26 protein-coding genes are annotated in these 25,317 nt (G+C 66.4%); 17 read left to right on the top strand and 9 right to left on the bottom strand.

Annotated features, from left to right (window positions below):
* Window positions 1-16: 16 nt before the first annotated feature.
* From GBA63_RS21065 to GBA63_RS21015, 12 genes are all read left to right on the top strand, one after another.
* On the top strand, window positions 17-862 hold the full coding sequence (locus GBA63_RS21065; protein ID WP_166179363.1) for a GNAT family N-acetyltransferase: 846 nt from the start codon (window positions 17-19) through the stop codon (window positions 860-862).
* On the top strand, window positions 862-1,494 hold the full coding sequence (locus GBA63_RS21060; protein ID WP_166179361.1) for a GNAT family N-acetyltransferase: 633 nt from the start codon (window positions 862-864) through the stop codon (window positions 1,492-1,494). The genes GBA63_RS21065 and GBA63_RS21060 overlap by 1 nt, the downstream gene beginning before the upstream one ends.
* A complete protein-coding gene (locus GBA63_RS21055) occupies window positions 1,491-1,832 on the top strand; it encodes a cupin domain-containing protein (RefSeq protein ID WP_207956966.1) in 342 nt (113 codons plus the stop codon). The genes GBA63_RS21060 and GBA63_RS21055 overlap by 4 nt, the downstream gene beginning before the upstream one ends.
* The gene (locus tag GBA63_RS23460; protein ID WP_207956965.1) at window positions 1,829-2,014 is read left to right on the top strand and encodes a DUF1272 domain-containing protein; all 186 of its coding nucleotides are present in this window, start codon (window positions 1,829-1,831) and stop codon (window positions 2,012-2,014) included. Before GBA63_RS21055 ends, GBA63_RS23460 begins: the two co-directional genes overlap by 4 nt.
* A 2-nt stretch (window positions 2,015-2,016) precedes the next feature.
* Complete coding sequence (locus GBA63_RS21050) at window positions 2,017-2,622, top strand: glutathione S-transferase family protein (protein WP_407690863.1); 606 nt, start codon at window positions 2,017-2,019, stop codon at window positions 2,620-2,622.
* 11 nt (window positions 2,623-2,633) lie between these two features.
* Window positions 2,634-3,719 carry an SIS domain-containing protein gene (locus GBA63_RS21045; protein ID WP_228282221.1) on the top strand — a complete coding sequence of 362 codons (1,086 nt, stop codon included), beginning with the start codon at window positions 2,634-2,636 and terminating at the stop codon, window positions 3,717-3,719.
* A 48-nt stretch (window positions 3,720-3,767) separates the two neighbouring features.
* The gene (locus tag GBA63_RS21040) at window positions 3,768-4,259 is read left to right on the top strand and encodes a GNAT family N-acetyltransferase (RefSeq protein WP_166179355.1); all 492 of its coding nucleotides are present in this window, start codon (window positions 3,768-3,770) and stop codon (window positions 4,257-4,259) included.
* Between the two features lie 7 nt (window positions 4,260-4,266).
* On the top strand, window positions 4,267-5,133 hold the full coding sequence (locus GBA63_RS21035) for a DMT family transporter (RefSeq protein WP_166179353.1): 867 nt from the start codon (window positions 4,267-4,269) through the stop codon (window positions 5,131-5,133).
* 149 nt (window positions 5,134-5,282) lie between these two features.
* On the top strand, window positions 5,283-6,962 hold the full coding sequence (locus GBA63_RS21030; RefSeq protein ID WP_166180470.1) for an alkaline phosphatase D family protein: 1,680 nt from the start codon (window positions 5,283-5,285) through the stop codon (window positions 6,960-6,962).
* A gap of 110 nt (window positions 6,963-7,072) precedes the next feature.
* The gene (locus tag GBA63_RS21025) at window positions 7,073-7,717 is read left to right on the top strand and encodes a cysteine hydrolase family protein (protein WP_166180468.1); all 645 of its coding nucleotides are present in this window, start codon (window positions 7,073-7,075) and stop codon (window positions 7,715-7,717) included.
* 55 nt (window positions 7,718-7,772) lie between these two features.
* Window positions 7,773-8,216, top strand: coding sequence for an OsmC family peroxiredoxin (locus GBA63_RS21020; RefSeq protein WP_166179351.1), 444 nt, complete (start codon window positions 7,773-7,775; stop codon window positions 8,214-8,216).
* A 62-nt stretch (window positions 8,217-8,278) separates the two neighbouring features.
* Complete coding sequence (locus tag GBA63_RS21015; protein WP_166179349.1) at window positions 8,279-8,716, top strand: OsmC family peroxiredoxin; 438 nt, start codon at window positions 8,279-8,281, stop codon at window positions 8,714-8,716.
* A gap of 100 nt (window positions 8,717-8,816) precedes the next feature.
* Here the strand turns inward: GBA63_RS21015 and GBA63_RS21010 are convergent, their stop codons facing one another.
* The 5 genes from GBA63_RS21010 to fdhD all read right to left on the bottom strand — a co-directional run bounded on the left by GBA63_RS21010 (window position 8,817) and on the right by fdhD (window position 13,722).
* Window positions 8,817-9,311 carry a GNAT family N-acetyltransferase gene (locus GBA63_RS21010; RefSeq protein WP_166179347.1) on the bottom strand — a complete coding sequence of 165 codons (495 nt, stop codon included), beginning with the start codon at window positions 9,309-9,311 and terminating at the stop codon, window positions 8,817-8,819.
* Window positions 9,312-9,398: 87 nt separating this feature from the next.
* Window positions 9,399-10,985, bottom strand: coding sequence for a solute symporter family protein (locus GBA63_RS21005; RefSeq protein WP_166179345.1), 1,587 nt, complete (start codon window positions 10,983-10,985; stop codon window positions 9,399-9,401).
* Window positions 10,982-11,371: a DUF485 domain-containing protein gene (locus tag GBA63_RS21000; RefSeq protein ID WP_228282219.1), complete on the bottom strand. Its 390-nt coding sequence runs from the start codon at window positions 11,369-11,371 to the stop codon at window positions 10,982-10,984. Before GBA63_RS21000 ends, GBA63_RS21005 begins: the two co-directional genes overlap by 4 nt.
* 97 nt (window positions 11,372-11,468) lie before the next feature.
* Window positions 11,469-12,740 (bottom strand): L-lactate MFS transporter, encoded by a 1,272-nt coding sequence (locus tag GBA63_RS20995; RefSeq protein WP_166179344.1) that lies wholly within the window; start codon window positions 12,738-12,740, stop codon window positions 11,469-11,471.
* Window positions 12,741-12,840: 100 nt separating this feature from the next.
* Complete coding sequence (gene fdhD, locus GBA63_RS20990; protein ID WP_166179342.1) at window positions 12,841-13,722, bottom strand: formate dehydrogenase accessory sulfurtransferase FdhD; 882 nt, start codon at window positions 13,720-13,722, stop codon at window positions 12,841-12,843.
* 86 nt (window positions 13,723-13,808) lie between these two features.
* On the opposite strand from fdhD, the gene GBA63_RS20985 reads away from it, so the two are divergent.
* Window positions 13,809-14,027, top strand: a complete 219-nt coding sequence (locus tag GBA63_RS20985) for a hypothetical protein (RefSeq protein WP_166179340.1) — start codon at window positions 13,809-13,811, stop codon at window positions 14,025-14,027.
* Here the strand turns inward: GBA63_RS20985 and GBA63_RS20980 are convergent.
* Both GBA63_RS20980 and fdhA read right to left on the bottom strand, forming a co-directional pair.
* Window positions 14,024-14,665: a Uma2 family endonuclease gene (locus GBA63_RS20980; protein WP_166179338.1), complete on the bottom strand. Its 642-nt coding sequence runs from the start codon at window positions 14,663-14,665 to the stop codon at window positions 14,024-14,026. The two genes, GBA63_RS20985 and GBA63_RS20980, sit on opposite strands and share 4 nt — an antisense overlap.
* 107 nt (window positions 14,666-14,772) lie before the next feature.
* The gene (gene fdhA / locus GBA63_RS20975) at window positions 14,773-15,978 is read right to left on the bottom strand and encodes a formaldehyde dehydrogenase, glutathione-independent (RefSeq protein WP_166179336.1); all 1,206 of its coding nucleotides are present in this window, start codon (window positions 15,976-15,978) and stop codon (window positions 14,773-14,775) included.
* Between the two features lie 410 nt (window positions 15,979-16,388).
* Between fdhA and fdh the strand changes: the two genes are divergently transcribed.
* From fdh to nrfD, 4 genes are all read left to right on the top strand, one after another.
* The gene (gene fdh, locus GBA63_RS20965; protein ID WP_407690862.1) at window positions 16,389-19,460 is read left to right on the top strand and encodes a formate dehydrogenase; all 3,072 of its coding nucleotides are present in this window, start codon (window positions 16,389-16,391) and stop codon (window positions 19,458-19,460) included.
* A complete protein-coding gene (locus tag GBA63_RS20960) occupies window positions 19,457-19,825 on the top strand; it encodes a hypothetical protein (protein ID WP_166179330.1) in 369 nt (122 codons plus the stop codon). Before fdh ends, GBA63_RS20960 begins: the two co-directional genes overlap by 4 nt.
* On the top strand, window positions 19,826-20,662 hold the full coding sequence (locus GBA63_RS20955) for a 4Fe-4S dicluster domain-containing protein (protein WP_166179328.1): 837 nt from the start codon (window positions 19,826-19,828) through the stop codon (window positions 20,660-20,662). It abuts the gene before it with no gap.
* Window positions 20,663-20,748: 86 nt separating this feature from the next.
* Window positions 20,749-21,789 (top strand): NrfD/PsrC family molybdoenzyme membrane anchor subunit, encoded by a 1,041-nt coding sequence (nrfD, locus tag GBA63_RS20950; RefSeq protein ID WP_166179326.1) that lies wholly within the window; start codon window positions 20,749-20,751, stop codon window positions 21,787-21,789.
* Window positions 21,790-21,921: 132 nt separating this feature from the next.
* On the opposite strand, the gene GBA63_RS20945 is transcribed toward nrfD, so the two are convergent.
* Both GBA63_RS20945 and GBA63_RS20940 read right to left on the bottom strand, forming a co-directional pair.
* Window positions 21,922-23,595 (bottom strand): alkaline phosphatase D family protein, encoded by a 1,674-nt coding sequence (locus tag GBA63_RS20945; protein ID WP_166179324.1) that lies wholly within the window; start codon window positions 23,593-23,595, stop codon window positions 21,922-21,924.
* Window positions 23,596-23,669: 74 nt separating this feature from the next.
* Entirely contained in the window at window positions 23,670-25,265 is a 1,596-nt protein-coding gene (locus GBA63_RS20940; protein WP_166179322.1) for an SLC13 family permease, read from the bottom strand.
* Between the last annotated feature and the right edge of the window lie 52 nt (window positions 25,266-25,317).

Here is a 25,317-nt window from a genome sequence, read left to right as displayed (position 1 = left end):
AACTAACATGGTGGGCATGGGCGTTCGAGAGGACCACGCGGTGCTGATGAGGGCCATGACGTCAGAAGACGTCCCTACCGCTGCCGCCGTCGGGGCCGAGGTCGGGTGGCCTGGGCGGGAGCGGCGGTTCGGGTTCTTTGTGGGTCACCCGTTTTGCGAGGCCGTGGCGGCTGAGGCTGGGGGAGAGGTCGTTGGTATCGGGTTCGGGACGCGGAACGGGGCGGTGGGTTGGATCGGCCTGGTCTGCGTCAGGCCGGCTTACCAGGGCAGCGGTATAGGAGCCGCGATCACCGAACGCGTGGCGAAGCTTATGGAGGAGCGCGGTTGCCGGACCCTGATCTTGACCGCCACCGAGATGGGCCGTCGCGTCTACGAGAGGCTCGGCTTTTCGACCGAGACGCACTACCGGGGTTTTGCGGGGCCTGGCCTCGAACCGGGGCCGCTACCGCCCGGTCTGCGCCGGATGCGGCCGGAGGACCTGCCTTCGGTGTGCGATCTCGACCGGCGCATGACCGGCGAAGACCGCGGACACCTGCTGCGCGCCCTTGCGGGGCCAGGATGGGTGGTCGAAGGCGAAGACGGAAGGGTGCGCGGTTACTACCTGCCCGTACCGTGGGGCGGTGGGCCCCTGATCACGCCCGACCCCACCGTCGCCAAGGCGTTGACGCGCCTCGCGCGGACCCTGGTCGGTCCAGACGAGACTGCGCGTTTCTGGATCACCGAAATGAACGGTGCCTGCTTGGGCCTCATGGAAGAGATGGGCTTCCAGGCAGTCCGGCGCTTGCCCAGGATGGCCCGCGGCGAACCGTTGCCGTGGCGCCCGGAGTCGTTGTGGGGTTTGTTCAGCCTGGGGAAAGGGTGATGGCCGTGTGGGAGAACCTGACGGAAGTTTTGGAGGGTGGGATCGTCCGGCTGGAGCCGCTGGCGAAGCGGCACGAAGAAGGGCTCTTCGAGGCCGCGCGGGACGAGAGGATCTGGGCTTGGATGCAGTACGGGACCGCCCTCGGTCGCGAAGAGTTCGGCTCGTGGATAGACGACGCCATAAGCCGTTCGGCGGCCGGCTTCGAGGGCGCGTTCGCCACAATCGACATTGGGAGCGGGGAGCCCATCGGCAGCACCCGCTATCTGGCCCTGCGTCCCGGGCACCGGGGGCTCGAGATCGGGTGGACCTGGCTCGCGCCGACGTACTGGAGGACGGGCGCGAACGTCGAAGCGAAGCTCCTGATGCTGGGCCACGCCTTCGAACGACTCGGCTGCATGAGGGTCGAGCTAAAGACCGACCGCCGCAACGAACGCTCCCGGGGCGCGATGGAGGCTCTTCCGGCCAAATTCGAGGGCATCTTCCGCAAACACATGATCCTGCCCGACGGCAGCGTGCGCGATTCCGCCTACTACAGCATCACCGACGACGAGTGGCCCGAGGTGGAGGAAAACCTCCGGCGGCGGCTGGACTTGTTGGCCGGAAGGGAGGGGGCAGGATGGGTGAACGGGTGAAAGATCGAGGTCATCGGGCCACGGTCGAGGCGGCGCTTACCAGGCTTCCCGGGCCGGACGGTGAGAGGTTCGCGAGGGTGCTGGGGCACGGGAGCATGGAGGTCGAGGTCTACGCCCCGCGCGGGCGGGACCCGCAACAGCCCCACACCAAAGACGAGCTGTACTTCGTGGTCTCGGGAAGCGGCGAGTTCGTCAACGGCCCGGACCGCCACCCGTTCGGACCCGGTGACGCCCTGTTCGTTCCGGCCGGCGTCGAGCACCGCTTCGAGAGTTTCACGGATGACCTCGTCGTGTGGGTGGTCTTCTACGGCCCCGAGGGCGGAGAGGAGGGGGCGTGAGCCTGGAGATGCGCGAGCGTTGCGAACGGTGCGGCAAGGGCCTCGCGGAAGACGGGCCGGCGACTATCTGCAGTCACGAGTGCACCTTCTGCGAGGGCTGCGCGGCCGACGCGGGAAGGGCCTGCCCGAACTGCGGCGGCGAGCTCGTGGCGCGGCCGAGGCGCGGTCTGGGGGCGAAGTGATCCTGCACGATTACCTGCCTTCCGGGAACGGCTACAAGGTCAGGCTCTTGCTGACGCAACTCGGCATCCCCTTCGAGAGGATCGAGTACGACGTAACCCTGGGCGAGACGCGCACCCCGGAGTTCCTGCAACGGGTCAACCCCAACGGACGCGTCCCCGTGCTCGAAACGGACGAAGGCGAGTTCCTGGCCGAGTCGGACGCGATCCTGTTCTACCTGGCGGATGGCACGCGGTTCTTCCCGGAAGGACGACTGGAGCGCGCACGCGTCCTGCAGTGGATGTTCTTCGAGCAGTACAGCCACGAGCCGAACATAGCGGTGGCCCGCGCCTGGGTCCACGTCTTCGGCCTGGAGATGACCGGGGAGCGCCGTCTCGCCCTGGAGGCCAAACGCAAGCTCGGCCACGAGGCGCTCGGGGTGATGGAGGGGCATCTCAACGGCAACGATTACTTCGTCGGCGGGCGCTACTCCGTCGCGGACATCGCCCTCTACGCCTACACCCACGTCGCCCACGAAGGCGGCTTCGACCTCGCCGGCTATCCGGCCGTTCGGGGCTGGATCGAGCGCGTCGCAAACCAACCCGGATACATACCAATAACGCAGGGCTGAAAAGGAGCATCATGAACGACGGACCCAGACACGAGCACCCGTACCACATGCACGACGCGATCCAGGCTCAGCCCGACGCCTTCGCCCGCGCGCTGGAACGCAATGAGACGGACGCGGAAGCCTTCGCGGCGGAAGCGGCCTCCTGCCGGCGGCTCTTCATCGTCGGCATCGGCACCTCCCATCACGCGGCCCTCGTGGGTGAGCACCTCTCCCGCGCCTACGGCGGCGGGGTCGACACGCGCGCCGCTCACTCCTTCGACTTCGCGCTCTACGGTCCCGAGCTAGGTCCCGACGACTGCGTGGTCGCCGTGAGCCACCGCGGCACCAAGCGCTACACCGCCCTCGCGCTAAACCGCGCCAGAGATGCGGGCTGCAAGACTGCCCTCATAACCGGCGAAGGAGACGCGCAGACGCCTGAGGTGGACTTCCTATTCAGGACGGTGGCCCAGGAGAGATCCGCGGCCCACACGGTCAGCTACACGGGCGCCGTAGCCGTCCTCGCCCTTCTCGCCGGACGGCTGGGAGGCCACCGGACCGGCGCGGAGACGCTGGGCGTCGGTGTTTTGGAAGATGAGATCCCGGCCGCGCTGCGGATGGCGCTTGGGGTCGAGGACGGGGTGACGGATCTCGCCAGGAAGCATCTGGGCCGGCGCAGGATCTGGCTGGTTGGGGCCGGGCCGAACGCGGTGACGGCGGCGGAAATAGCGCTCAAGATCAAGGAGACCTCCTACCTCCAGGCGGAGGGCCTCCCCACGGAAACGATGCTCCACGGCCCCTTCCAGTGCGTCGAGGCCGATGACCTTTTCGTCCTGATAGCCCCGGAGGGACCGGCGCGGAAACGCACCCTCGAGATAGCCGACCTTGCCGAAGATGTCGGCGCCGCGGTCATCGTGGTGGACGACGGCTCGGGTGACGTGCCGGCCGGCGCCGCGCGGCTGACGGTACCCCCCGTTCCGGAACCCTTCTCCGCGCTCACCTGCCTCGTTCCGCTGCAACTATTCTCCTACCACCTCGCGCTCGCGCGCGGGACCAACCCGGACAGCTTCCGGGCCGAGGACCCGCGCTTCGCGAAGGCCGACGTCTCGGGGCGATTGTAGGTAGACTGGCGCCCGTGCTTTTCGAGCTTGCGAAGGAGGAGTACGGGCGTGCGCGAAGTCGTAGTTCGACGTGCCGAACCCGAGGACTACAAAGCCGTACACCTCGTCTACTCCTCCCCGAACGCGATGGCAGGGACGCTCGGTATACCTTTCTCTTCGGAGGAGGACTGGCGCGAGGAGCTCTCAGGACGACGGGACGACAACGTCCCCCTCGTGGCCTACGTGCGGGGCGAGGTCGTCGGGCACCTCGCGCTCATGGTCTACGCGAACCCGAGGACCCGGCACTCGGGGCACTTCGGGATAGCCGTGCGCGACGACTGGCAGGGGAAGGGCGTCGGGACCGCGCTGATGGAGGCCGCGCTCGACCTCGCGGACAACTGGCTCGGCCTCACGAGGCTGGACCTGTGCGTGTACGCGGACAACGCGGCCGGCATAGCCCTCTACGAGAGGTTCGGCTTCGAGAGGGAAGGGACCCACAGGCGGTTCGCCTTCCGAAACGGCGAGTACGTGGACGCCCACGCCATGGCCCGTCTAAAGTGACCGCCTGATGGGCGTCCGGTTCGTGTACACGCTTCTGCTCGTCGCCGTCACGGCCGTGTGGGGCTGGACTTTCGTGGTCGTCCAGGACGCCATCGCGCTCTACGGCGTGCTGCCTTTCCTGGCCGTTCGGTTCGCGTTGGCGGGCGCCGCGCTCGCCCCGGTCTACGGCAGCAGGCTCACCCGGCGGTCGCTGCTCGTGGGGGGCGGCATCGGGGTGGTGCTCGCGGCGGGCTACCTGTTCCAGACGACGGGCCTGCTCTTCACGACGCCGACCAACTCGGGCCTCATCACGGGCCTCTTCGTGGTCTTCGCCCCTTTAGCCGACAGGGTACTCTTCGGGGCGAGCGCCTCGCGGCAGGTCCTGGTGGCCGTCGTGTTGAGCCTCGTCGGGATGGTCCTTCTGGCGGGCGGCGGGCCGGAGGGCGCCAACTGGGGGGATCTGCTCACCCTCTTCTGCGCGGCGGCGCTCGGCCTGCACATCGCGCTCCTCTCCCGGTACGCGGCCGGCCACGACGCGGGCGGTCTGACCCTGGCCCAGATCCTGGCGATGGCCCTGCTCTTCGTAGTCGCCTGGCCCTTCTTCGCCCCCGTTACCTTTCCGCCGCCCGAGGTCTGGGTAGCGCTGCTCGTAACGGGGCTTCTCGCCTCGGCGGGTGCGTTCCTGGTCCAGACGACGGTGCAGCAACGTATCCCGGCGGCGCGGACCGCGATCATACTGACCATGGAGCCCGTCTTCGCGGCACTCTTCGGCTACTGGCTCGCGGGCGACAGGCTCGTGGCGGTCCAGATCTTCGGCGCGGCCCTCATCCTCTCCGCGCTCGCGATCGGGGAGGTCCTGCCCGTCCTGCGGCGGGGAAAGAAACAGGGCGTTTAACCAAGCCTTAAAGCAAAACTTACTTCCATTAAACCTATCTCGAAAGGCCCGTTGCTATGCTTGCCGCGGCGTGCAAGAGAATCACTGGAGGGGTCTTCGTGACGATTCGGGGCAACTGGGAGCAGCGGCGCGTGGAGGCGGTCTCGCGCATGGGCGAGATCGACCGCAGGACGTTCGTGAAGCTGGGCGGGGCGGGTGCCGCGGCCCTGATCTTCGGCTACGGGCCGTTTACCGAGAGGGTCTGGGCTCAACCGCGATTCCCGGACTACCCGTTCAAGCTCGGCGTCGCCTCGGGGGACCCCCTGCCCGACGGCGTCGTGCTCTGGACGCGGCTGGCCCCCGATCCGCTCAACGGCGGCGGGATGCCGGACAAGAAGGTGCCCGTCCAGTGGCAGGTCGCCACCGACGAGGGATTCAGCAACGTCGTGCTGGAGGGTTCCACGTTCGCCCGCCCCGAGCTCGCCCACTCCGTGCACGTCGAGGTCGGTGGGCTGAACCCGGGTAGCGAGTACTTCTACCGCTTCCGGGCCGGGCGGGACCTCTCGCCCGTGGGCCGCACGAAGACGGCGCCCGCGGCCGGGGCTGGCCTGGCCGAGATGAGCTTCGCCATCGTCTCGTGCCAGCAGTACGAGCACGGCTACTTCACGGCCTACCGCAGGATGGCCGAGCAGGAGCAGCTCGACCTCGTCTTCCACCTCGGGGACTACATCTACGAGTACGGCCCCAACGAGTACGTGGCTCCCGGCGGCAACGTCCGGGCGCACTCGGGGCCCGAGATCGTCACGCTCTCGGACTACCGCAACCGCCACGCCCAGTACCGTACCGATGAGGATCTCCAGGCGGCGCACGCGGCGTTCCCCTGGGCTGTGACCTGGGACGACCACGAGGTCGAGAACAACTACGCCGACGAGGTCCCCGAGGCGAGGACCCCGACGCCGACCACCGAGGCGTTCCTCAGACGGCGGGCGGCGGCCTACCAGGCGTACTACGAGCATATGCCCCTCCGGCGGTCCTCGGTACCAACCGGCCCGGACATGCTCCTCTACCGGCGCCTGGCCTACGGCAACCTCGCCGAGTTCAACGTGCTCGACACCCGCCAGTACCGCGACGACCAGGCCGCAAACGACGGCACCGATCCGCCCAATCCGGAGAGCCTGGATCCCAATCGCACCCTCACCGGCAACGAGCAGGAGCAGTGGCTCCTTAACGGGCTCGCCGCCTCCGGGGCGACCTGGAACGTGCTCGCCCAGCAGGTCTTCTTCGCCCAGCGGGACTTCAATACCGACGACACCCAGCGCTTCTCCATGGACGCCTGGGACGGCTACGTCGGCTCGCGGAACCGCATCTCGAACTTTATCCAGGAGCGCGGCTCTCTCAACCCGGTGGTCCTGACCGGCGACGTTCACAACAACTGGGCGTGCGACCTGAAGGCGAACTACGATGATCCGGCTTCCGCGACGTTCGGCAGCGAGTTCGTCGGCACCTCCGTAACCTCCGGCGGCGACGGCGCGGACACTAGCCCGAATCAGGAGAACGTAGTCGCGGAGAACCCACACATAAAGTTCTTCAACGGCCAGCGCGGCTACGTGCGCTGCACCCTCACGCCCGAGCAGTGGCGCGCGGACTACAGGGTCTTGCCTTTCGTCAAGCAGCCGGGGGCGCCGGTCTACACCAGGGCGTCTTTCGCCATCGAGGCAGGGAACCCGGGCCTTCAGCAGGTGGACGCCAACGCCGTTCAGGGCACGCGCGTCTCCTCCGCGCTCGTCGAGTCGGACGCCAAGAGGATCAAAGCCCAGGAAGAGGCCGGCCGCAGGAAGAACCGCCGCTAACGGGTTCTCTTCACGCGCCCTATCCCGACCGCCCGGACGGCGTACCATACCGTCCGGGCGGTAGACTGTACGGTGATTCCTGCGATCTTGAGGAGGTCCGTATGGCCCGTATGGTGGAGGTTCCGCAGTACGAGGTACACGGGGAGCTTCGCCTCGACCCGGCGAGCACGACCCTCGTCGTGGTGGACATGCAGAACGACTTCGTCAAAGAAGGCGGTTCGCTGGTCGTCCCCGACGCGGAGGGGACCATCCCGGCGATCCGGGGTTTGATCGAGGCGGCCCGCAGGGCCGGGGCGAAGGTCGTCTTCACCCAGGACACGCACTCGGAGGGCGACCCGGAGTGGGAGATCTGGCCCGAGCACGCCCGCGATGGGTCGTGGGGCTGGGAGATAGTCGACGAGCTGGCGCCGCGCGAGGACGAGCTCGTGATAAAGAAAGTCCGTTACGACGCCTTCTACGGCACCCACCTGGACCACTTCTTGAGGCTGTGGGACACCAAGACGCTCGTACTTTGCGGCACGGTCGCCAACATCTGCGTCCACTACACGGCCGCGAGCGCCGCGCTGCGCTGGTACGACGTAGTCATCCCCAAAGACGCCACCTCCGCCCTCGACCCGTTCGACCTCGAGTCATCCCTCCGCCAGACGGCTTTCCTTTTCAACGGCGCGATCACGACCTCGGGCGCCCTGCGTCTGGAAGGGGCAGACCCCGAGGCCTACCGGAGCAAGATGGAGGAGGCCGCCCGCAACGGGTAAACGTTCCCCCGGCTCTGGTAGCATTCGGGCTCGTACCTATCAGGGAAGGAGCGCTATGGCGCTTGCGAAGCGGCGGGCCGAGGTGGACTGGAAGGGAACCCTCGAAGAGGGACGCGGCAGCTTCACCGTTGGTAAATGGATGGTGGGCGAAGTTCCGGTGACGTGGGCCTCGCGCACGAGCCCCGCGGAGGAGACCACGAGCCCCGAGGAACTAATAGCCGCGGCCCACGCCTCCTGCTACGCGATGGCCCTCTCGCTCGTCCTCGCCGAGCGCGGAACGCCGCCGGAGAACATCGACGTCGAGGCCGAGTGTACCCTCGACCAGACCCCCGAAGGCTTCAGGATCACGACGATAGACCTCGAAGTCCGGGGGAGGGTGCCCGAACTGGACGCCGAGGGTTTTCGGGATGCCGCCGAAAGCGCTCACCAGGTATGCCCGGTCTCCAACGCCCTCAAAGGGAACGTCGAGATCAGGGTCAACACCACGCTTGCGGATTAGATCCCGCCGCACCCGGGTAGGATGGACGGCGTAGTATCCGAAAAAACAGATTGGAGAAGGGCATGGCTACAGCGGAACGGCGTGCGGAAGTGGTCTGGAACGGCGACCTGCAGAGCGGCTCCGGCACCTTCGACCTCGCGAGCAGCGGGGCCTGGTCGGGGGCCAACGTAAGCTTCGCCACCCGTACGGAGAACCCGAACGGCAACACCTCTCCCGAGGAGTTGATAGCGGCCGCCCACGCCTCCTGCTACGCGATGGCGCTCTCCAACGTGCTCCATGAGGGCGGCAACGACCCTGAGGAGCTCAGGATAAACGCCACCTGCGTGCTCGACATGGGGAGCCTGAAGATCACGACCGAGACCCTTGACGTCCGCGGCCGCGTCCCCGGCCTCGACGCCGACGGCTTCCAGCAGGCCGTCGAGCAGGCCGATCAGGTCTGCCCCGTAACCAACGCCCTGCGCGGCAACGTCGACGTCCGGGTAAACGCCACCCTGGACTAAAGCCGTCAGCCATCAGCGGTCGGCTCTCAGCAAGGGCAAAAAGCCGACCGCCGAGAGCGGAGGCGAAGCCGGAGCGGGCTGATGGCTGACGGCTCCAGGCTCACCCTTTCAGGCGGGCCATGGAATAGGCGTCAACGTACCCGCCGTCGCGGAAGGCGTAGCGGCGGTGGGTTCCTTCCCTCTCGAAGCCGAACCTCTCGTAGAGGGCTATGCCGGCCGCGTTGTCCGTGTAGACTTCTAGCTCGATACGGGTGAGGGCCAGCCAGTTGTGTGCGAGGTCGAGCGCGGCCTCCATCAGCGCGGTCCCGACGCCCTTGCCCTGCCACTCGTCGCGCACGGCCATGCCGATGCTCCCGACGTGGCCCAGCCTCGGGCGGTTCGGGGTGGTGCTGAGGGTCAGTTCTCCGACTACCTCGTCTTCGACGCAGGCGACTAGCTGGTAGAGGCCTTCCGGCGGGTTTCGGAGACGCTCCTGCCAGAGGCTTAGTCTCGGGAAGGGGAGTTGCAGGGTGCCTGCCACGACGGAGCGTGCTTGGAAGATGCGGTGCAGGGCATCGGCGTCCGAGGGTTCGGCGTGCCTGACCGTTATGTCCACGGGTGGGCTCCCATAGCGGGGTGAGCATACAAGGAGAGCCCCCGCCGGTGAAGACGGGGGCTCCGGTTGGTGCGGGCTAGCAGGGTGTTACGAGGTGCGCTGCCCCGTCTCCGGGGCGGATTCCCGGATCTCCTGCTCGATGTTGGAGATGCCGGTGTTGGCGCGGACGTAGATCTCGTCGTAGGACGTTTGGCGCCCCTCTCTCATCTCGCGTTCGGCGCTCTTGCCGCCGAGCTTGGTGCCCAGGTAGCAGGCAAGGAAGCCCAAGGGTACGGAGACGATGGCCGGGCTCGTCAGGGGGAAGATGGCCGCGTCGCCAAGGATGGTGGGGCTCAGGACCACCAGGCCGACCGAGGATATGAGGCCGGTCAGCATGCCGGCGATCGCGCCGGCCGTGTTGAAGCCTTTCCAGAATATCAGGAGCAGGATGACCGGGACGTTCGCGCTCGCGGCGACGGCGAAGGCCAGCGCCACGAGGAACGCCACGTTCGCGCCCTGCAGGAGCAGGGCCAGGATTATGGCGGTGATCGCGATGCCCGCGGAGGTGTAGCGGGCGGCCTTGAACTGCTCCTGCTCGGACGCCTCGCCGTGGCGTATCACGTTGGTGTAGAAGTCGTGGGCGAAGGCGCTGGAGGCGGCGATGACGAGGCCCGCCACCACGGCCACGATCGTCGCGAAGGCGACCGCCGAGATGAACGCCAGGAAGATCGGGCCGCCGAGGGCCTCCGCGAGCAGCGGGGCGGCAAGGTTGCCGCCCGGGTCCTGCTGGGCGATGGTGTCCCGGCCGACCAGGAGCGTCGCACCGTAGCCGAGGATAGGGGTCAGGAGGTAGAACCCCCCGATCACCCACGTCGCCACGATGATCGAGCGGCGGGCCGCCTTCGCGTCGGGCACCGTGAGGAACCGGATCAGGATGTGCGGCAGCCCCGCCGTCCCAAGGACCAGGGCGATGTTCAGCGAGATCGTGTCAAGCCCGGGCACGAGGCCGCCGGGCGGGGCGGGCACGATCGCCTCGCGGCCGACCTCGCTCTCCACCGCGGCGAAGAGCGCTACCGGGTTGAAGCCGAACTGGGCGAGCACGGCGATCGACAGGCCGATGGAGCCCAAGATCAGCAAGACGGCCTTGGTGATCTGGATCCAGGTGGTGGCCACCATCCCGCCGGCCACGACGTACACGGTCATCAGGACGCCCACGATGATGACCGCCAGGTTGAACGAGATCGGCAACAGCAGGCTTATGAGCGCGCCCGCGCCGATGAGCTGAGCGATCATGTAGAACATGCTGATCGCCAGCGTGTTGAGCGCCGATGCCGAGCGCACCCCGCGGGCGTTGAACCGCGCCGTGAGCACGTCGCCGACGGTGTACTTGCCGAGGTTCCTCAGGGGCTCGGCCACGAGCAGGAGGACCACCAAGAACGCCACCAGAAAGCCGATCGAAAGGTAGAAACCCGAGAAGCCTTCGAGGGCTATCGCCCCGGCTATGCCGAGGAAGGATGCCGCCGAGAGGTAGTCGCCGGAGATGGCGAGGCCGTTCTGCCAACTCGTGATCTCGCCCCCCGCCACGTAGTGGTGGCTGGTGTCCGTGTTCCGCTTGGCCGCCCAGTAGGTGATGGCGAGCGTGATGGCGATGATCAGGATAAAGAACGCGAAGGCGGTGATGTCGGTCGTGCTCATGCCCTGCTCCCTTCCGCGGACCCCTGCGCCGCCTCTCGCCGGGCGTCATCCACCAGGTCGTCCCACTTGTTCGCCTGGCCTATGTACGCGTAGGCGAGACCCCACGTCATGACGAACTGCGCGAAGGCGTACACGTACGCCCAGGATATCGGCCCGAACGCCGTGGCGTTCAACACCGTAGTAAAAGCCGTCAAGAACGGCAGCGTGAAGTAGAAGACGAAGAAAAAGATCATCGCAGGTAAGATGAAAGCCTTCTTCTTTCGCATCAATTCCTTGAACGCTGAAGTCCGCTCGACGCGAACCCACTCGTCATTACGCTCCACCCTGCTCCTTTCGTCCTTTCCCGAACGAATGGGCACTATATGGGATGCCTTGTATACAGTCAAGCGTATACGCTTCGGCGTACACGAAAGGGGCCGCGGCGAGAGAGAACCCCCCGGCCCGAAGGCGCGGGGGGTTCGGATGCTCCGGCCGTGATGGTCCTTAAGCCCTGGCCCCTTCGGGCTGGGCGGCCGGGACTTCCGAGCCGCGCCTCGGCGGGCGGACGATAAAGGCGACGACCGCGCTGCCTACCATAATCCCGGCGAGGATAAAGAAGGCTAGCGAGTACGAGTCGGTCGAGTCGATGATGTAGGAGATCAGGAGCGGCCCGAGCACGCCGCCGAAGCTCCAGGCGGTGAGCATGAGGCCGTAGATCTTGCCGACGTTCGCCGAGCCGAAGTAGTCGGCGCTGAACGCCGGCATCGTCCCGAACCCGCCGCCGTAGCAGGAGACGACGATGAAGGCGAGGATCGCGAGCAGCACGAACGACGCGGCTCCCAGGAGCGGCAGTAGCACCAGGAGCACCGCCTGCAGGAGGAACATGACGAAGAAGACCCACTTGCGGCCGATGGCGTCCGAGAGCCAGGCCCAGAAGAACCTGCCCAGGGCGTTGCCGACGGAGATGATGCTCACCAGCGAGGCCGCGACGGCGGCGCTGACGCCCGAGATGGTCTGCGCTATCGGCGCGGCCTCCGTGATGATGGCGATGCCGGCCGTGACGTTGAGGAAGAGAAGCGCCCAGAGCGCGAACCACTGCCAGGTCTTGAGGGCGCCGCCCAGATCGTAGTTCGCGGCCGAGGCGCCACCCGTCCCGCTCTCCTCCGGTTCCCAGCCCGGGGGGCGGTAGCCCTCCGGCGGGTTCCGCATGAACAGCGCCGCGCCGACGACCATGACGAGGTAGACGATGCCGAGGATGGCGAAGGCCGAGAAAGGTCCTGAGGACGCGACGAGCCCGCGGGCTACGAACGCCGTCACGAACGCCCCGCCGCCGAAGCCCGCCACGGCGATGCCCGTTATGAAGCCGCGTTTGTCGGGAAACCACTTGATAAGGGTGGCGACCGGCACGATGTAGCCGAGGCCGATGCCGGCGCCGGCGATCAGGCCGTAGGTCAGGTACAGCAGCACCAGGCTACCCTCGGCGAAGCTCGCCAGGAAGATCCCCAGCCCGTAGAGCACCCCGGCCGTGAGCGCCACGATGCGCGGCCCCGAGCGACCCATCCACAGGCCACCGGCAAAGGCGGCGAACCCGAGCGTGAAGATCGTGATGCTGAACGTCGTGTTGACGGCGGTCGCCGAGGCGCCGCCGTACGCCTGCGCCAGCGGGTCGCGGAACACGCTCCAGGCGTAGACCGCCCCGAGCGCCACCTGCATGACTACCCCCGCGATAGCAATGATCACCCTGTTACCGGCATCGTTGGCCGTCTGACTTGCCATCTAACTCCTCCCCTGTCATCGAAACACCTTGAACGAACGAGCCTGCGGATGTTCTCCTGAGATCCTCCCCTTTGTCCCGCCGGCCTCCTCTTTTGCCGGACTACGTTGCGGGCTCTTTACCCTCTCCGAGGAGAATCCTATCAAACCCGGCGTATACGTTGAACCGCCCCCCGCGCAAGAACCCGACGAGCGTCATCCCGAACTCCCTGGCGACGTCGACGGCGAGGCTGCTCGGGGCGGAGACGGCGCAGACGACGGGCACCCCTGCCGTCAGGCACTTCTGCAGGATCTCGAACGAGCTCCGTCCGCTCACCATCACCACGTTCTCCGAGAGCGGCAACCTGTCTTCGAGCAAGGCCCACCCGACGAGCTTATCTGTCGCGTTGTGCCTGCCCACGTCCTCGCGCGTCGCCAGAAGGTTCCCCTCCGCGTCGAAGAGCGCCGCCGCGTGAAGCCCGCCCGTCGCCTCGAAGAGGCCCTGCGCCTCCCGCAACTTCTCCGGCAACGAGTAGATCGTCTCCGATGAGACCTCCGGCCCGGGCGGCACCACGGGGCAACCGCGCAACTCCAACTGCTCCAGGCTGGCCTTGCCGCACACCCCGCAGGCGCTCGTGGTGTAGAAGTGGCGCTCCAGGGAGCGCAGGTCGTACTCCCGGTCGCCCCTCAGCTCCACGTTGACGATGTTGTAGCGCTGCTCGGCGTCGACGTCGGAGTCGACGCAGTAGCTGATTTTCTTTACCTCCTCCCGCGAGGAGATGATGCCCTCCCCGTACAGGAAACCCGCCGCCAGCTCGAAGTCCGCGCCGGGCGTGCGCATGGTGACGGCTACGGTCTGCCTCCCGCCGCCCGTCACGAGCCTGATCTCCATCGGCTCTTCGGTCGCGAGGTGGTCGGACTTTACGCGCGCCCGGCCGTCTTCGACGACCCTCACCCGCGCCTTGGTCTTGTTGCCGCTCCGCGCCCTGCCGGTCTTCTGTAGCATCCGTTTCTCCGTATCCGACCCTTTCGCGAAGTTTAGCAGGGGCCAGGTGCTAATATGCGCGCCATGTTCCGAACGGAGAAGAAGCGTTGAGACTAACCGGCCTGCCGAACGTCGCCCGCTACCCGGAGGCCGAGGTCTCCCGCGACGAGGAGGCCATAACCATCCTCTTCGGCGGTCTCGGCCAGGAGCAGACCATGACCGTTCCGCTGAAATACGTTGGAGGAGACGAGGAGGCGGCCGAGTTGTGGCTCATGGCGCGGCTGCAGGAGATCGGGTACGAGGTGAGGCGAGGGCAGCAACTCTAGCCGGATGCCCCGGCGTTGCTCCGTGCCCACCCGCGAACTTCGCGTATCCAGGCCGCGCTACCCAGGGACCGGCTCTCTTCGACGAAGCGCGAGAGGACCGGGCCGGAGAGGGACGGTAGGACCTCGCTCATTGCGACCTCCGCGTACCCGCCCTCTCGCAGTACGAAAACCGACGCCCGCTCCCCATCGTGACGCCAGATCTCGGGGACCCCGATCCGCGCGCAGACAGAGAACTTGGACAGCGATGGGCTCGTTATATCAACCTCGATTACCAGATCGGGCGGCGGATCTATACCAAGCTCTATCCTGGGCTTGCCGCGGATGCGTTCCTCGTTCTGCACGTAGAAGCAGGCATCGGGCTCGAAGCCGCGTTCCAGGTCCTCGCGCTTGAAGGTCGTGGAACCGACACCGTACGCGTTTACGTCCGTCTCTCCGGCGACCAAAGCCACTAGCAATTCCAGGAAGCAGGCGATGCTCTCGCGCTCCGTGGACGGGCTCATAATCTCCAGCTCTCCCCGGTCGTAGGTAAACCGCGGCACCCGACGATCCCCACGCTCGTCCATGAGGCGCTCGTAGGTCTCCCAACTCGCGTTGTGGAGGATGACCTTCTGCTCCGCCGGGCTCTTGACCGTCTCCATCTGGGGTCCTTTTCGGCGCCTACGCCGTGATTCTATAGCCGCGCAGGGACAAGAAGAAGGGCCGGATCTCTCCGGCCCTTCCGTTACCGCCTTTATGTCCGTTCTGTTTAGGCCGGGATCATGCCGTGCGGGTTGAGGACGTACTTCTTGGCGGCACCCTTGTCGAAGTCCTTGTAGCCCTGCGGGGCTTCGTCGAGGGAGATCACCGTGGCGTTGACGGCCTTGGCGATCTGGGCCTTGTCGTGCAGGATGCTCATCATCAGCCCGCGGTTGTACTTCATCACCGGGCACTGGCCCGTGAAGAACGCGTGGCTCTTGGCCCAGCCGAGGCCGAACCTTATCTTGAGCGTCCCCTCCTGCGCCTCGGGGTCCGCGGCACCGGGGTCGCCCGTGACGTACAGGCCCGGGATGCCGAGCGAGCCGCCCGCGCGGGTGACGGTCTGGATCTGGTTGAGGACCACCGCCGGGGCCTCCTCGCCGGGCTTGGCCGAGGCCTCGAAGCCCACCGCGTCGACCGCGCAGTCCACCTCGGGCTCGCCCACGATGCCCGCGATCAGCTCCTCGAGCGGCCCCTGCGAAACGTCGACGGTCTCGCATCCGAAGGACCTCGCCTGCGCCAGACGCTCCTCGTTGAGGTCGCCCACGATCACGACGGCCGCACCCAGCAACTGCGCCGCGTGGGCCGCGGCCAACCCGACGGGGCCGGCGCCGGCGACGTAGACCGTAGATCCCGTGGTCACCTGGGCGGTGTAGGCGCCGTGGTAGCCGGTCGGGAAGATGTCGCTAAGCATCGTCAGGTCGAGGATCTTCTCCAGCGCCTGCTCGCGGTCGGGGAACTTCAAGAGGTTGAAGTCCGCGAACGGGACGAGCACGTACTCGGCCTGGCCGCCGATCCAACCGCCCATGTCCACGTAGCCGTAAGCGCTGCCGGCCCGCGCCGGGTTGACGTTCAGGCAGACGCCGGTCTTGCGCTCCTTGCAGTTCCTACAACGCCCGCAGGCGATGTTGAACGGGACGGAACAGATGTCGCCCACGTCGAGGAACTGGACGTCGTCGCCCTTCTCGACGATCTCGCCCGTGATCTCGTGCCCCAAGGTCTGCCCCACGGGGGCCGTCGTCCGGCCCCTGACCATGTGCTGGTCCGAACCGCAGATGTTGGTCGAGACTATCTTGAGTATCACGGCGTGCGGGGCGGCGACGCTCATCCCCATCGCGCTCGCCACTTCTTGCGGCACCTCGAGCTTCGGGTACTCGATGTTTTCTACGGCTACTTCTCCCGGTCCTTTGTAGACCACTACTCTGTTGTCGGCCATAAACTAAGGCTCCTATCTAGAACTCCGCCTACATGCATTGACCTATGTAAGCGCCCCTCTGGCGCGTCGCTAAAGCCCTCCGCCAGAGACGGGGGCTTCTGCTTCTGGACGACCTCCTTTCCCTTTCTCCCGGTAGTCGATTCACCGGTTATCTGGACACCGTAGCAGATGCCCGGACCCCGCACAACGTATCTGGCGCTCCAGATTCGGGCGCCCTTCGGCCCTTCACGAAAGGGGGTGTTTCGTAGCGGGTTTCACCGCGCTAGAATGGGGGGAGCATAGTATGAAGGTGGAAGGGGAGAGGCCGGTCTTGCGGACGGCTTCGCGTTAGCCCCGGGGTTTACCAGGAATAGAGAGAGGAGCGGGGAGTGTTTCTCAAGCTCACGGAAAAGGACGGGCTCTGGAAGAAGATCCGGAACCACGTCGGAACGACGGTCGAACACCCGGTAAGCCCGGCGACCCGCAACATCCGCTCGCGTCTTTCGGACGACGGCGTGAAGAAAGCGGTGAGCGTCTGCCCGTACTGCGCGGTAGGCTGCTCCACCCTCGTCTACCACCGCGACGGGCGCATCATAGATATCGAGGGCAACCCCGATTCCCCGGTGAACGCGGGAACCCTCTGCCCCAAGGGCTCGGCCACCTTCGGCCTGCACAACTCGCCCTACCGCTGGACGAAGGTCCGGTACAGGCGCCCGTATTCGGGCGAGTGGGAAGACCTCTCGCTCGAGGAGGCGCTCGACATGATCGCCGCGCGCATGAAGGAGACCCGCGACGCGAACTGGGAGGAGGACGACGAAGGCGGCAAGAAGCTCCGCCGCTCCCAGGCCGTCTCCTCCATCGGCGGGGCCACGATAGACAACGAGGAGAACTACCTCATCACCAAGCTCTTCCACTCGATGGGCTTTACCCGGATAACCAACCAGGCGCGCATATGACACTCCTCCACGGTGCCCGGTCTGGGCATCACGTACGGTAGGGGTGGGGCCACCACTTCGCTTCAGGACCTCCAGAACGCCGACTGCATCCTCATAGAGGGCTCGAACATGGCCGAGGCGCACCCGGTCGGGTTCCGCCACCCCATGATCGCCAAGGAAAAGAACGGGGCGAAGCTTATCCACATAGACCCCCGCTTCACCCGCACGAGCGCCCTGTGCGACGTCTACGCGCCCATCAGGCCGGGCACGGACATAGCGTTCCTGGGAGGCCTGATCAACTACGTCCTCCAGAACGAGGAGCACTTCGAGGAGTACGTCAAAGCCTACACGAACGCGGCGACGATAGTCTCCGAGGACTTCGAAGACGCGGGGGCGACGGGCCTCTTCTCCGGGTGGGACGAGGAGAGGACCCAGTACGACCCGTCGAGCTGGCGCTACGAGGGCCACCCCATAGACTACGCCGCCGTCGGCGGGAGCCAGGGGAACATCGTCGGAGAGTCGGGCGGGCAGAGCGAGATGCCCCCCGACCAGCCTCGCCCGACGGACATGACCCTTCAGCACGAGCGCTGCGTCTTCCAGATCCTCAAGCGCCACTTCGCCAAGTACACCCCTGAGATGGTCGAGAAGGTCTGCGGCACCCCGCGCGAGGCCTTTTTGGAGGTCGCGAGGCTCATCACCGAGAACTCCGGCCGCGACAGGACGACCGCGCTCGTCTACTCCGTCGGCTGGACCCAGCACTCCAAGGGCGTGCAGCTGATCCGGACGGCCGCCATCCTCCAGCTTTTGCTCGGCAACATCGGACGTCCCGGCGGCGGCATCATGGCCCTGCGCGGGCACGCGACCATCCAGGGCTCGACGGACATAGCCACCCTCTACAACATCCTGCCCGGCTACCTCGGGATGCCCGACGCCAACAAGAACCACGACACCTGGCGCGACTACATAGAAGACGGGACGGCCGGCACCGGCTGGCTCGCCAACTTCCCCAAGTACGCCACCAGCCTGATGAAGGCCTGGTACGGTGAGGCGTTTGATCCGGAAGAGGGCGCGCTCTTCGACCGCTTCCCGCGCATAAACGGGGACCACTCGTACTACCCCTCGATCATGGCGATGAAGGACCGCGAGGTGAAGGGCGCCTTCAACTTCGGCCAGAACTTCGCCGTCGGCGGGCCGCACGCCAACCTCGCCCGCGACGCCCTGCGCGCCCTCGACTGGCTGGTCGTCGTCGACGCCTACGAGATAGAGACGGCCACGGCCTGGAAGATGGACGGCGTAAAGCCGGAGGAGTGCGGCACCGAGGTCTTCTTTATCCCGGCCGCCCTCGTCGCCGAGAAAGACGGCTCCTTCACCCAGACCCAGCGCATGCTCCAGTGGCACGACAAGGCCGTCGAGCCGCCGGACGACGCGAGAAGCGACGCGTGGTTCGTCTACCACCTGGGGCGCAGGATCAAGGAGCTGTACAAGGACTCGGCCGACGAGCGCGACGCGCTCATCCAGGCGATGACCTGGGATTACCCCCTGGAGGGCGAGCACGACGAGCCCAACATAGAGAGCATCACCAGGGAGGTCAACGGCTACAACGTCGCCGACGGCTCGCCGGTGGCAGGCTTCGCCGCGCTCAAGGACGACGGCTCGACCGCTTGCGGGGGTTGGATCTACTCGGGCGTTATGGCCAACGGCGTCAACCAGGCCAGGCGCCGCAAGCCCTGGACCGAGCAGCCGAACGTCGCCACCGAGTGGGGCTGGGCGTGGCCGGCAAACAGGCGCGTCCTATATAACCGCGCCTCCGCAGACCCCGAGGGTAAGCCCTGGTCGGAGCGCAAAAAGTTCGTCTGGTGGGACGAGGATCAGGGCAAGTGGGTGGGCAATGACGTCCCCGACTTCCAGGCGGACAAGCGCCCGGACTACCGCCCGGACCCGGACGCGAAGGGCGTCGACGCCATCCCCGGCGACGGCCCCTTCATCATGCAGGGCGACGGGAAGGGCTGGCTCTTCGCGCCGGTCGGTCTCAAGGACGGGCCGCTGCCGATCCATTACGAGCCCGTCGAGTCCCCCGTGCCGAACCTGCTCTACGACGAGGTCCAGTACAGCCCGACCGCCAGGCTCTTCGACCGGCCCGACAACCCGTACAACAAACCGATGGACCCGAGGTTCCCGCACGTGGTCACCACGTACAGGCTCACCGAGCACCACACCAGCGGGGCGATGAGCCGTTGGCTTCCGTGGCTTTCGGAGTTGCAGCCGGAGTTGTTCTGCGAGATCAGCCCGACCCTCGCCGCCGAGGTGGGCGTCGAGAACGCGGACTTCGTCACCGTCTCTACGAGCCGTGGCAAGGTCCACTGCAGGGCGCTGGTCTCAGACCGCATCCCCGTCTACAACCTGGACGGGCGTCAGATCCACACCATCGGCCTCCCCTACCACTGGGGCCCGAACGGCGTGGTCAAGGGCGACGTGGTAAACAACCTGATTCCGGTCGCGTTGGAGGCCAACGTCGCCATCCACGAGGCCAAGGCCTTCACCGCCAACCTGGAAGCGGGCAAGGTGTGACCGACTACAGGGACACCCAGGAAGCGGGGGACGTGCGGACCCCCAGGGGCACGCGCGTCTCCCCGGCAGACACCCCGAGCGAGACGTGGCTCGCCGAGAGTACGCGCCGGGAGGCCATAACCCAGGACCTCATGGAGTTGGGCCAGTACCTCGCGGACAACCCCGCGATGGCCAAGAAGCGCCTCAAGCCGATAAGGAGCGCGAAGGTGCTCGAGCCCGGCGTCTACTACAACATGGGGACGGGCATGGTGGACAGGGTGTACCGGCAACAACGCGTAGCGCTCGGGCACAAGATGTTCCGCGTCAGCAGCGATCCGGCGGCGCCCGTGGCGGAGATCCGGCGTAAGATCCTGGGAGGGAAGTAGATGGCAACGGGATTCCTGACCGACACCACGGTCTGCATCGGCTGCAAGGCCTGCGAGGTGGCCTGCAAGCAGTGGAACCAGCTCCCCGCCGACGGCTACGAGTTCACCGGCGACTCCTACGACAACACCAAGCAGTTGTCCGGAACGACTTGGCGCCACGTCGCGTTCATAGAGAACCCGAAAAAGCGCCGCCTCACCGGCGACGTCGACCTCGTCGCGCTAGCTGAGGACGTGACGGAGCCCCTCCCCGGCGGCGCCGAACTCGACGCCCTCGGTCGCTGGGCGTTTATGAGCGACGTGTGCAAGCACTGCGTCGCCGCACCGTGCCAGCAGGCGTGCCCGACCGGCTCGATCATCCGCAACGAGTTCGACAACGTCTACATCCAGCCCGACATCTGCAACGGTTGTGGCTACTGCGTCCCGGCCTGCCCATACGGCGTGATAACCCAGGTCCCAAACGACGGCCGCGCCTTCAAATGCACCCTATGCTACGACCGTCAGATAGACGGCCTGGAGCCGGCGTGCGCCAAGGCCTGCCCCACCAACTCCATCCAGTTCGGCGACGTCGAAGATTTAAAGGTCATAGCCGAGCAGCGCGTCCAAGAACTCCAGGACAAGGGCTACACGCAGGCCTACGTCTGGGGGACGCCGGAGGTCGGGGGGACGGGCGGCATAGACGGCAACCACTCCAAGTTCATCCTCATGGACGAGCCCGAGGTCTACAACCTGCCCCGCCACCCGTTCTTGCCGCAAGAGAAGTTCAGGGGGGGTGTCATAGCCAGCGCGGTCGCGGCGACGGTGCTCGGCGCGGTCGTGGCGCTAGCGTTCAGGGATTAGCTATCAACTCTCAACATACAGCTTCCGGGTTTGTTGCCGGGTGGCGGTGTTGGAGTCGGTCCTTTGTACAGGGTAGGGGGATATAAGTGAGCGAGACGACGCGACAGGATTCGGTGCAGCAGGGCAACGGGAAGGTACAGACTTCCCACCATCCGGAGACCGATCCCAACCGGAAAGACAAGCACTACTACGGGATCCCGCCGATAAAGCACGCGCACTGGACGTGGCAGGTGCCCGTGTATTTCTGGATCGGGGGCATCGGGGCCGGCGTCCAGATGTTCTCGACGGTGGCCCAGATCCTCGGCCACGGGGACAAGGACCTCCAGCGCGTCAGCCGCTACACCGTGCTCGTCACCATGGTCCTGAGCCCGATACTTTTGATCTGGGACCTCGGCCGCCCGGAACGCTTCCTCAACATGATGCGCGTCATCAAGCTCCGCTCCCCGATGTCCACCCAGAGCTGGTCGCTGGTAGCCTTCGGGAACCTGGCCGGCCTCATAGCCGCCCGCCAGGCCGCGGAAGACGGTCTCCTGGGCACGGACAACGTCCTGGTGCGCCTCACGAAGCTCATCCCGGACCGGCTGCTCTCGCTGCTCGCCCTGCCCGTCGGCCTGAACGTCGGCTCGAACACCGGCAACCTCATAAGCGCGACCTCCGTCCCGATCTGGGCGCGCAACTGGGTCTTTATGGGGCCCGTCTTTCTGACCTCGGGCCTATCGACGGCGCTCTCTTGGCTCTCGCTCTACCTGCGCCTGACGCGGTCGGGCAGGCCGGAGACGTTGCACGCCCTTCACCGGGCGGAGAAGGCTACCATCCTCATAGAAGCCGGCCTGATTGCGGCCTCCCTCTTCCGTATGAGCCGGTGGGCGAAACCCCTCTTCTCGAAGACCGTCGCCCCGCTCTTCGTCGGGGGAACGCTTATCGGCGGCATCGCGGCCCCGTTCGCGCTGCTCCGTGGCGAGGAGGACCGGCGGAAGAGCATCCTCGCCTCCGTACTCGTCCTGATCGGCGGCCTCGCGTTCCGCTTCGCCATGATCCGGGCCGGCAGGATCAGCGCCGACGACCCCGAGGCCTACTTTACCTTCACCAGCGGCGAGAACGCCCCGCAGCCGGAGGATAAGGTTTAAAGCGGTTTGCGAAGAGGCAGGGCCTTTTCGCAGGGCTGTCAGCTTTCAGCCGTCAGCTTTCAGCAAGGGCAAAAAGCTGACGGCTGAGAGCGGAGGCGAAGCCGCAGCGGGCTGACAGGCTGACAAGCTTCCTTAGGCAAGCCTGTGTTCCAGGAGCTCTTCCAGGTGCGGGCTTTCTGCGTCTTCGGGCGTCGTTCTCTCGACCTTCAGGACGGCGTTTCGGCCGCGGAGCCTTATGGTCGAGACGTGGTTGCGGAACCAGGGCTTTTCGTGGACGAGGCGCCAGCTGACGGGCGGGTCGGTCACGCCGGAGAGGCGGGCGAGCCACCTGCCGAACCTTTCGACCGGGCTCGACCATCCGGCGCGCATGAAGAGGCGTTCCGGGACGCCCAAAGGGTTGCGCAGGGGGGAGCCGACGGCCTGGTAGACGGGGTTGTGGGCGCCGTCGCCGAAGGTCGCCCTGGCGAGGTAGCCGTGGTGGACGTCGCCGGAGAGGACTACCGTGGTGGCAGGGGCGCCGTCTTCGGAGCGTTCGCCGGCGGCCACGGAGCGGAGGAGGGAGGCGAGGTCCCTGAAGGAGGCGTTGAAGGCGGGCCAGTGTTCGAGGTCCACGTTCTGGCGCAGGAACTCGCCGACCTTCGCCGCCCGGCGGCCCAGGGCGCCGTCGCAGATCGCCTCGCTCGCCGCTTCGAGGTGGTGGAATCCGGGGGAGAGGAGAAAGGGCATCGAGGTGCCGAAGAGGAGGTGGTCGAAGTCGCCCGTCGCCTTCTCGCGGAGCCACTCCCACTCCCTCTCGTCCAGCATCGAGCGCTTGCCCGGCGTCAGGATCCGGCCGGCGCGGGAGTCGGCGACGATCAGGCGCACCCGGCCGAAGTCGCGGTGGAAGCTCCAGCGGGTACCCCCCACCTCGCGGTCCGCCCTGTAGGCGAACTCGCGCAGGATGCGGGTTGCGTCGTCCGCTTCGCCGACGCGGTTGAAGAGCTCGTCGTCTTCGAGCTCTTGCGGGGAGAGGTTGCCGAGGTGCTGGTAGACCCAGTAAGACGAAAAAGCCCCGACTATTCGCTCCTCCCACCAGGGTTTGGCGCGCATGGTCTCGACCCAGGTCTTGGAGGCGTTCCAGTCGTCGTGGACGTCGTGGTCGTCGAAGATCATGGCCGAGGGGAGGGTCGAGAGGAGCCAGCGAATCGTCGGGTCGCCCCAGGCGTCCCGGTAGAGGCGGGTGTACTCCTCGAAGTCCGCGACACCCGGGGGATGGTCCGGGTCGCGGCGGGAGCGGATAAAGTCCATGGTCCCGGGGGACGGCTCGTCGGCGTAGATCTGGTCTCCGAGCATCAGCAGGGCGTCGGGCCAGCCTGCCCTGGGGCTCCCCATCATCTCGTGGGCGAGGGCGAAGAGGGCGTCGCGCTCGAAGCTCTGGTCGTCCAGGCCGCCGCGCTTGACGATGCCGCGCTCTAAAGTGTAGGGCGGCTCGTGCGGGACGGCGACCCGGCAGGAGCCGTAGGCCAGGACCATCTCCCCGTCCGACCCCGTCGTCTTTATGGTGGAGGCCGGGAAGTCCGAGTTGGTCTCGGGCCAGACCGTCTCGCCGTCCACGCTGACCGAGTACTCGTAGAGGGAGGCGGGTTGCAGGCCCGTGACGCGTACGAGCGCGTAATGGTGGCCCTCGACCGCGAAGGTGGGCGAGCGGTGCGCGGCGCCGTCCGCGGTCACTTCGACTTCGCAGGGAGTTTGCGTCTCCACCCAGATCGTGGCGTCCGTGTCGCCGGCGTAGCGCAAGAGCGGGCCGAGTATCAGTTTGGGGTTCATGCGGTGATTATGCGTCAGGAACGGGCCAGGCGCATGCCTGTCCGTTCACGCGAATCCCCGTTTCCCGGCTCCCGCTAACCGGCCAGGAAGATACCCGCCATGATCGGGATCAGGAGGACTATCAGGATCAGGCCGATGATGTCGAAGACTATGCCGGAGCGGACCATCTTGGTTATCGGGATCATGCCCGATCCGTAGACGACGGCGTTCTGCGGCGTCGAGACCGGCATCATGAAGCCGAACGAGGCCCCGAAGACGGCGGCAAGCGCCGGAACCAGCGGGTCGAGGCCCGCGGCGGCGGCTATCGGTATGACTATGGGCACGACGATCGTGGCGCTCGCGGTATTGCTGGTCGTCTCGGAGATGACGATGGCGATCAGGGCGGAGACCGCCGAGACCGCGAGCAGGCTCGTAAAGCCGAAGAGGTCTGCGATGCCCTTGCCTATGACCTCCGCGAGGCCCGTGTCGGAGAGTAGGGTGCCCAGCGCGATGCCGCAGCCGAAGAGGATGACGGTGCCCCAGTCTATGCGGGCCGCGTCGTTCCAGTTCAGGGTGAAGCGGCGTTCTGCCCAGTTTATCGGCAGCAGGAACAGCAGGGCCGCCGCGACGATTGCGACCGTGCCCTCGTCCAGGCGGCTGTAGAGGACGCTGTAGACCGTGGACTCGTCGCCGAAGATCAGGGCCGTGAGACCCGGGAGGGTCCACAGGGTAACGGCGACCAAGAAGGCTATGAGGGTGTTGCGTTCGCCCGTCGAGAAGGAGCCGAGGCCGCGGCGCTGCTCGGCTATGAACGCGTCGGCGCCTTCGAGGCGGCGAGTCTCGGGGCGGTTCAGCAGGATCAGGATGAAGCACAGGGCCACGAACATCAGGAAGACTATCGGGGCGGCGGTGAGGACCCAGTCGAAGAACGTGATCCTGACGTTCGTCTCCTCCTCGATAAATGCTATGCCTATAAGGTTCGGGGGGGTGCCGATAGGGGTGAGGAGCCCCCCGACGCCGGCGCCGTAGGAGATCATGAGCATCAGCGCCGTGCCGAAGCGCAGCCGGCTCGTGTCCCTGTCGGTGTCTGACTGCTCCTTCACCATCCCGCCCAATGCCCCCATCATGCCCAGGCCGATGGGCAGCAGCATCGCGGCCGTGGTCGTGTTCGAGATGAACGCGCTGATGAAGGCGGCTATCGCCCCGAAGGCGATGATGACGCCGTAGGTTGACTTGGCGACGCCGGGGATGGAGAGGACCAGGAAGGCGAAGCGCCTGTCCAGACCGTGCGTGATCATGGCCTGCGCGATAATGAAAGCCCCGATGAACAGGAAGATGACCGGGTCTATGAAGCCCCCGAAGACCACGTCGCCCGGAGCGTCGTCGGCGTTCGGTCCGACGCCCGGTACGTTGAAGAGCACGCACAGGGCGAGCGCCAGGACCGCCGTAACGGGGATCGGGATCGCCTCGGAGAGCCAGTAGACTATGGTGAACGAGAGGATGGCGGCCAGGGTCTGCTGGTTCGCGTCCAGGGGCAGCGGCAACAGGTACATGATGAGGAAGACTATGGGGCCGAGAAAGAGGCCGCTCGTCTGGCGTATCTTCTCGAAGCGCTCCTCCGCAGGCGTGAGCACCTCTCTTTGCTCTGCAAGGGTCTTGTAGGTGCCGCCCGGCCTCACGTCTTCGGTCAAAATACTCCCCTCCTCGCGCGAAACATGCTTCCCTACCCTGCGGCGCAGTATA

The sequence above is a fragment of the Rubrobacter tropicus genome, from assembly GCF_011492945.1.
Taxonomy (GTDB): Bacteria; Actinomycetota; Rubrobacteria; order Rubrobacterales; family Rubrobacteraceae; genus Rubrobacter_D; species Rubrobacter_D tropicus.
The sequence above is the reverse complement of the archived record's forward strand: the minus strand, read 5'-3'. Positions and strand labels throughout refer to the sequence as shown.

Bases quoted from the DNA above. Each gene is read 5' to 3' on its own strand.
- GBA63_RS21030 (WP_166180470.1), top strand. From the start codon at position 5,283: ATGGGCGAGATCGACCGCAGGACGTTCGTGAAGCTGGGCGGGGCGGGT.
- GBA63_RS21025 (WP_166180468.1), top strand. From the start codon at position 7,073: ATGGTGGAGGTTCCGCAGTACGAGGTACACGGGGAGCTTCGCCTCGAC.
- GBA63_RS20995 (WP_166179344.1), bottom strand. From the start codon at position 12,740: ATGGCAAGTCAGACGGCCAACGATGCCGGTAACAGGGTGATCATTGCT.
- GBA63_RS21020 (WP_166179351.1), top strand. From the start codon at position 7,773: ATGGCGCTTGCGAAGCGGCGGGCCGAGGTGGACTGGAAGGGAACCCTC.
- GBA63_RS21015 (WP_166179349.1), top strand. From the start codon at position 8,279: ATGGCTACAGCGGAACGGCGTGCGGAAGTGGTCTGGAACGGCGACCTG.
- GBA63_RS20980 (WP_166179338.1), bottom strand. From the start codon at position 14,665: ATGGAGACGGTCAAGAGCCCGGCGGAGCAGAAGGTCATCCTCCACAAC.
- GBA63_RS21035 (WP_166179353.1), top strand. From the start codon at position 4,267: ATGGGCGTCCGGTTCGTGTACACGCTTCTGCTCGTCGCCGTCACGGCC.
- GBA63_RS21065 (WP_166179363.1), top strand. From the start codon at position 17: ATGGGCGTTCGAGAGGACCACGCGGTGCTGATGAGGGCCATGACGTCA.
- GBA63_RS20945 (WP_166179324.1), bottom strand. From the start codon at position 23,595: ATGAACCCCAAACTGATACTCGGCCCGCTCTTGCGCTACGCCGGCGAC.
- GBA63_RS21045 (WP_228282221.1), top strand. From the start codon at position 2,634: ATGAACGACGGACCCAGACACGAGCACCCGTACCACATGCACGACGCG.
- fdhA (WP_166179336.1), bottom strand. From the start codon at position 15,978: ATGGCCGACAACAGAGTAGTGGTCTACAAAGGACCGGGAGAAGTAGCC.
- GBA63_RS21060 (WP_166179361.1), top strand. From the start codon at position 862: ATGGCCGTGTGGGAGAACCTGACGGAAGTTTTGGAGGGTGGGATCGTC.
- GBA63_RS20955 (WP_166179328.1), top strand. From the start codon at position 19,826: ATGGCAACGGGATTCCTGACCGACACCACGGTCTGCATCGGCTGCAAG.
- fdhD (WP_166179342.1), bottom strand. From the start codon at position 13,722: ATGCTACAGAAGACCGGCAGGGCGCGGAGCGGCAACAAGACCAAGGCG.
- GBA63_RS21005 (WP_166179345.1), bottom strand. From the start codon at position 10,985: ATGAGCACGACCGACATCACCGCCTTCGCGTTCTTTATCCTGATCATC.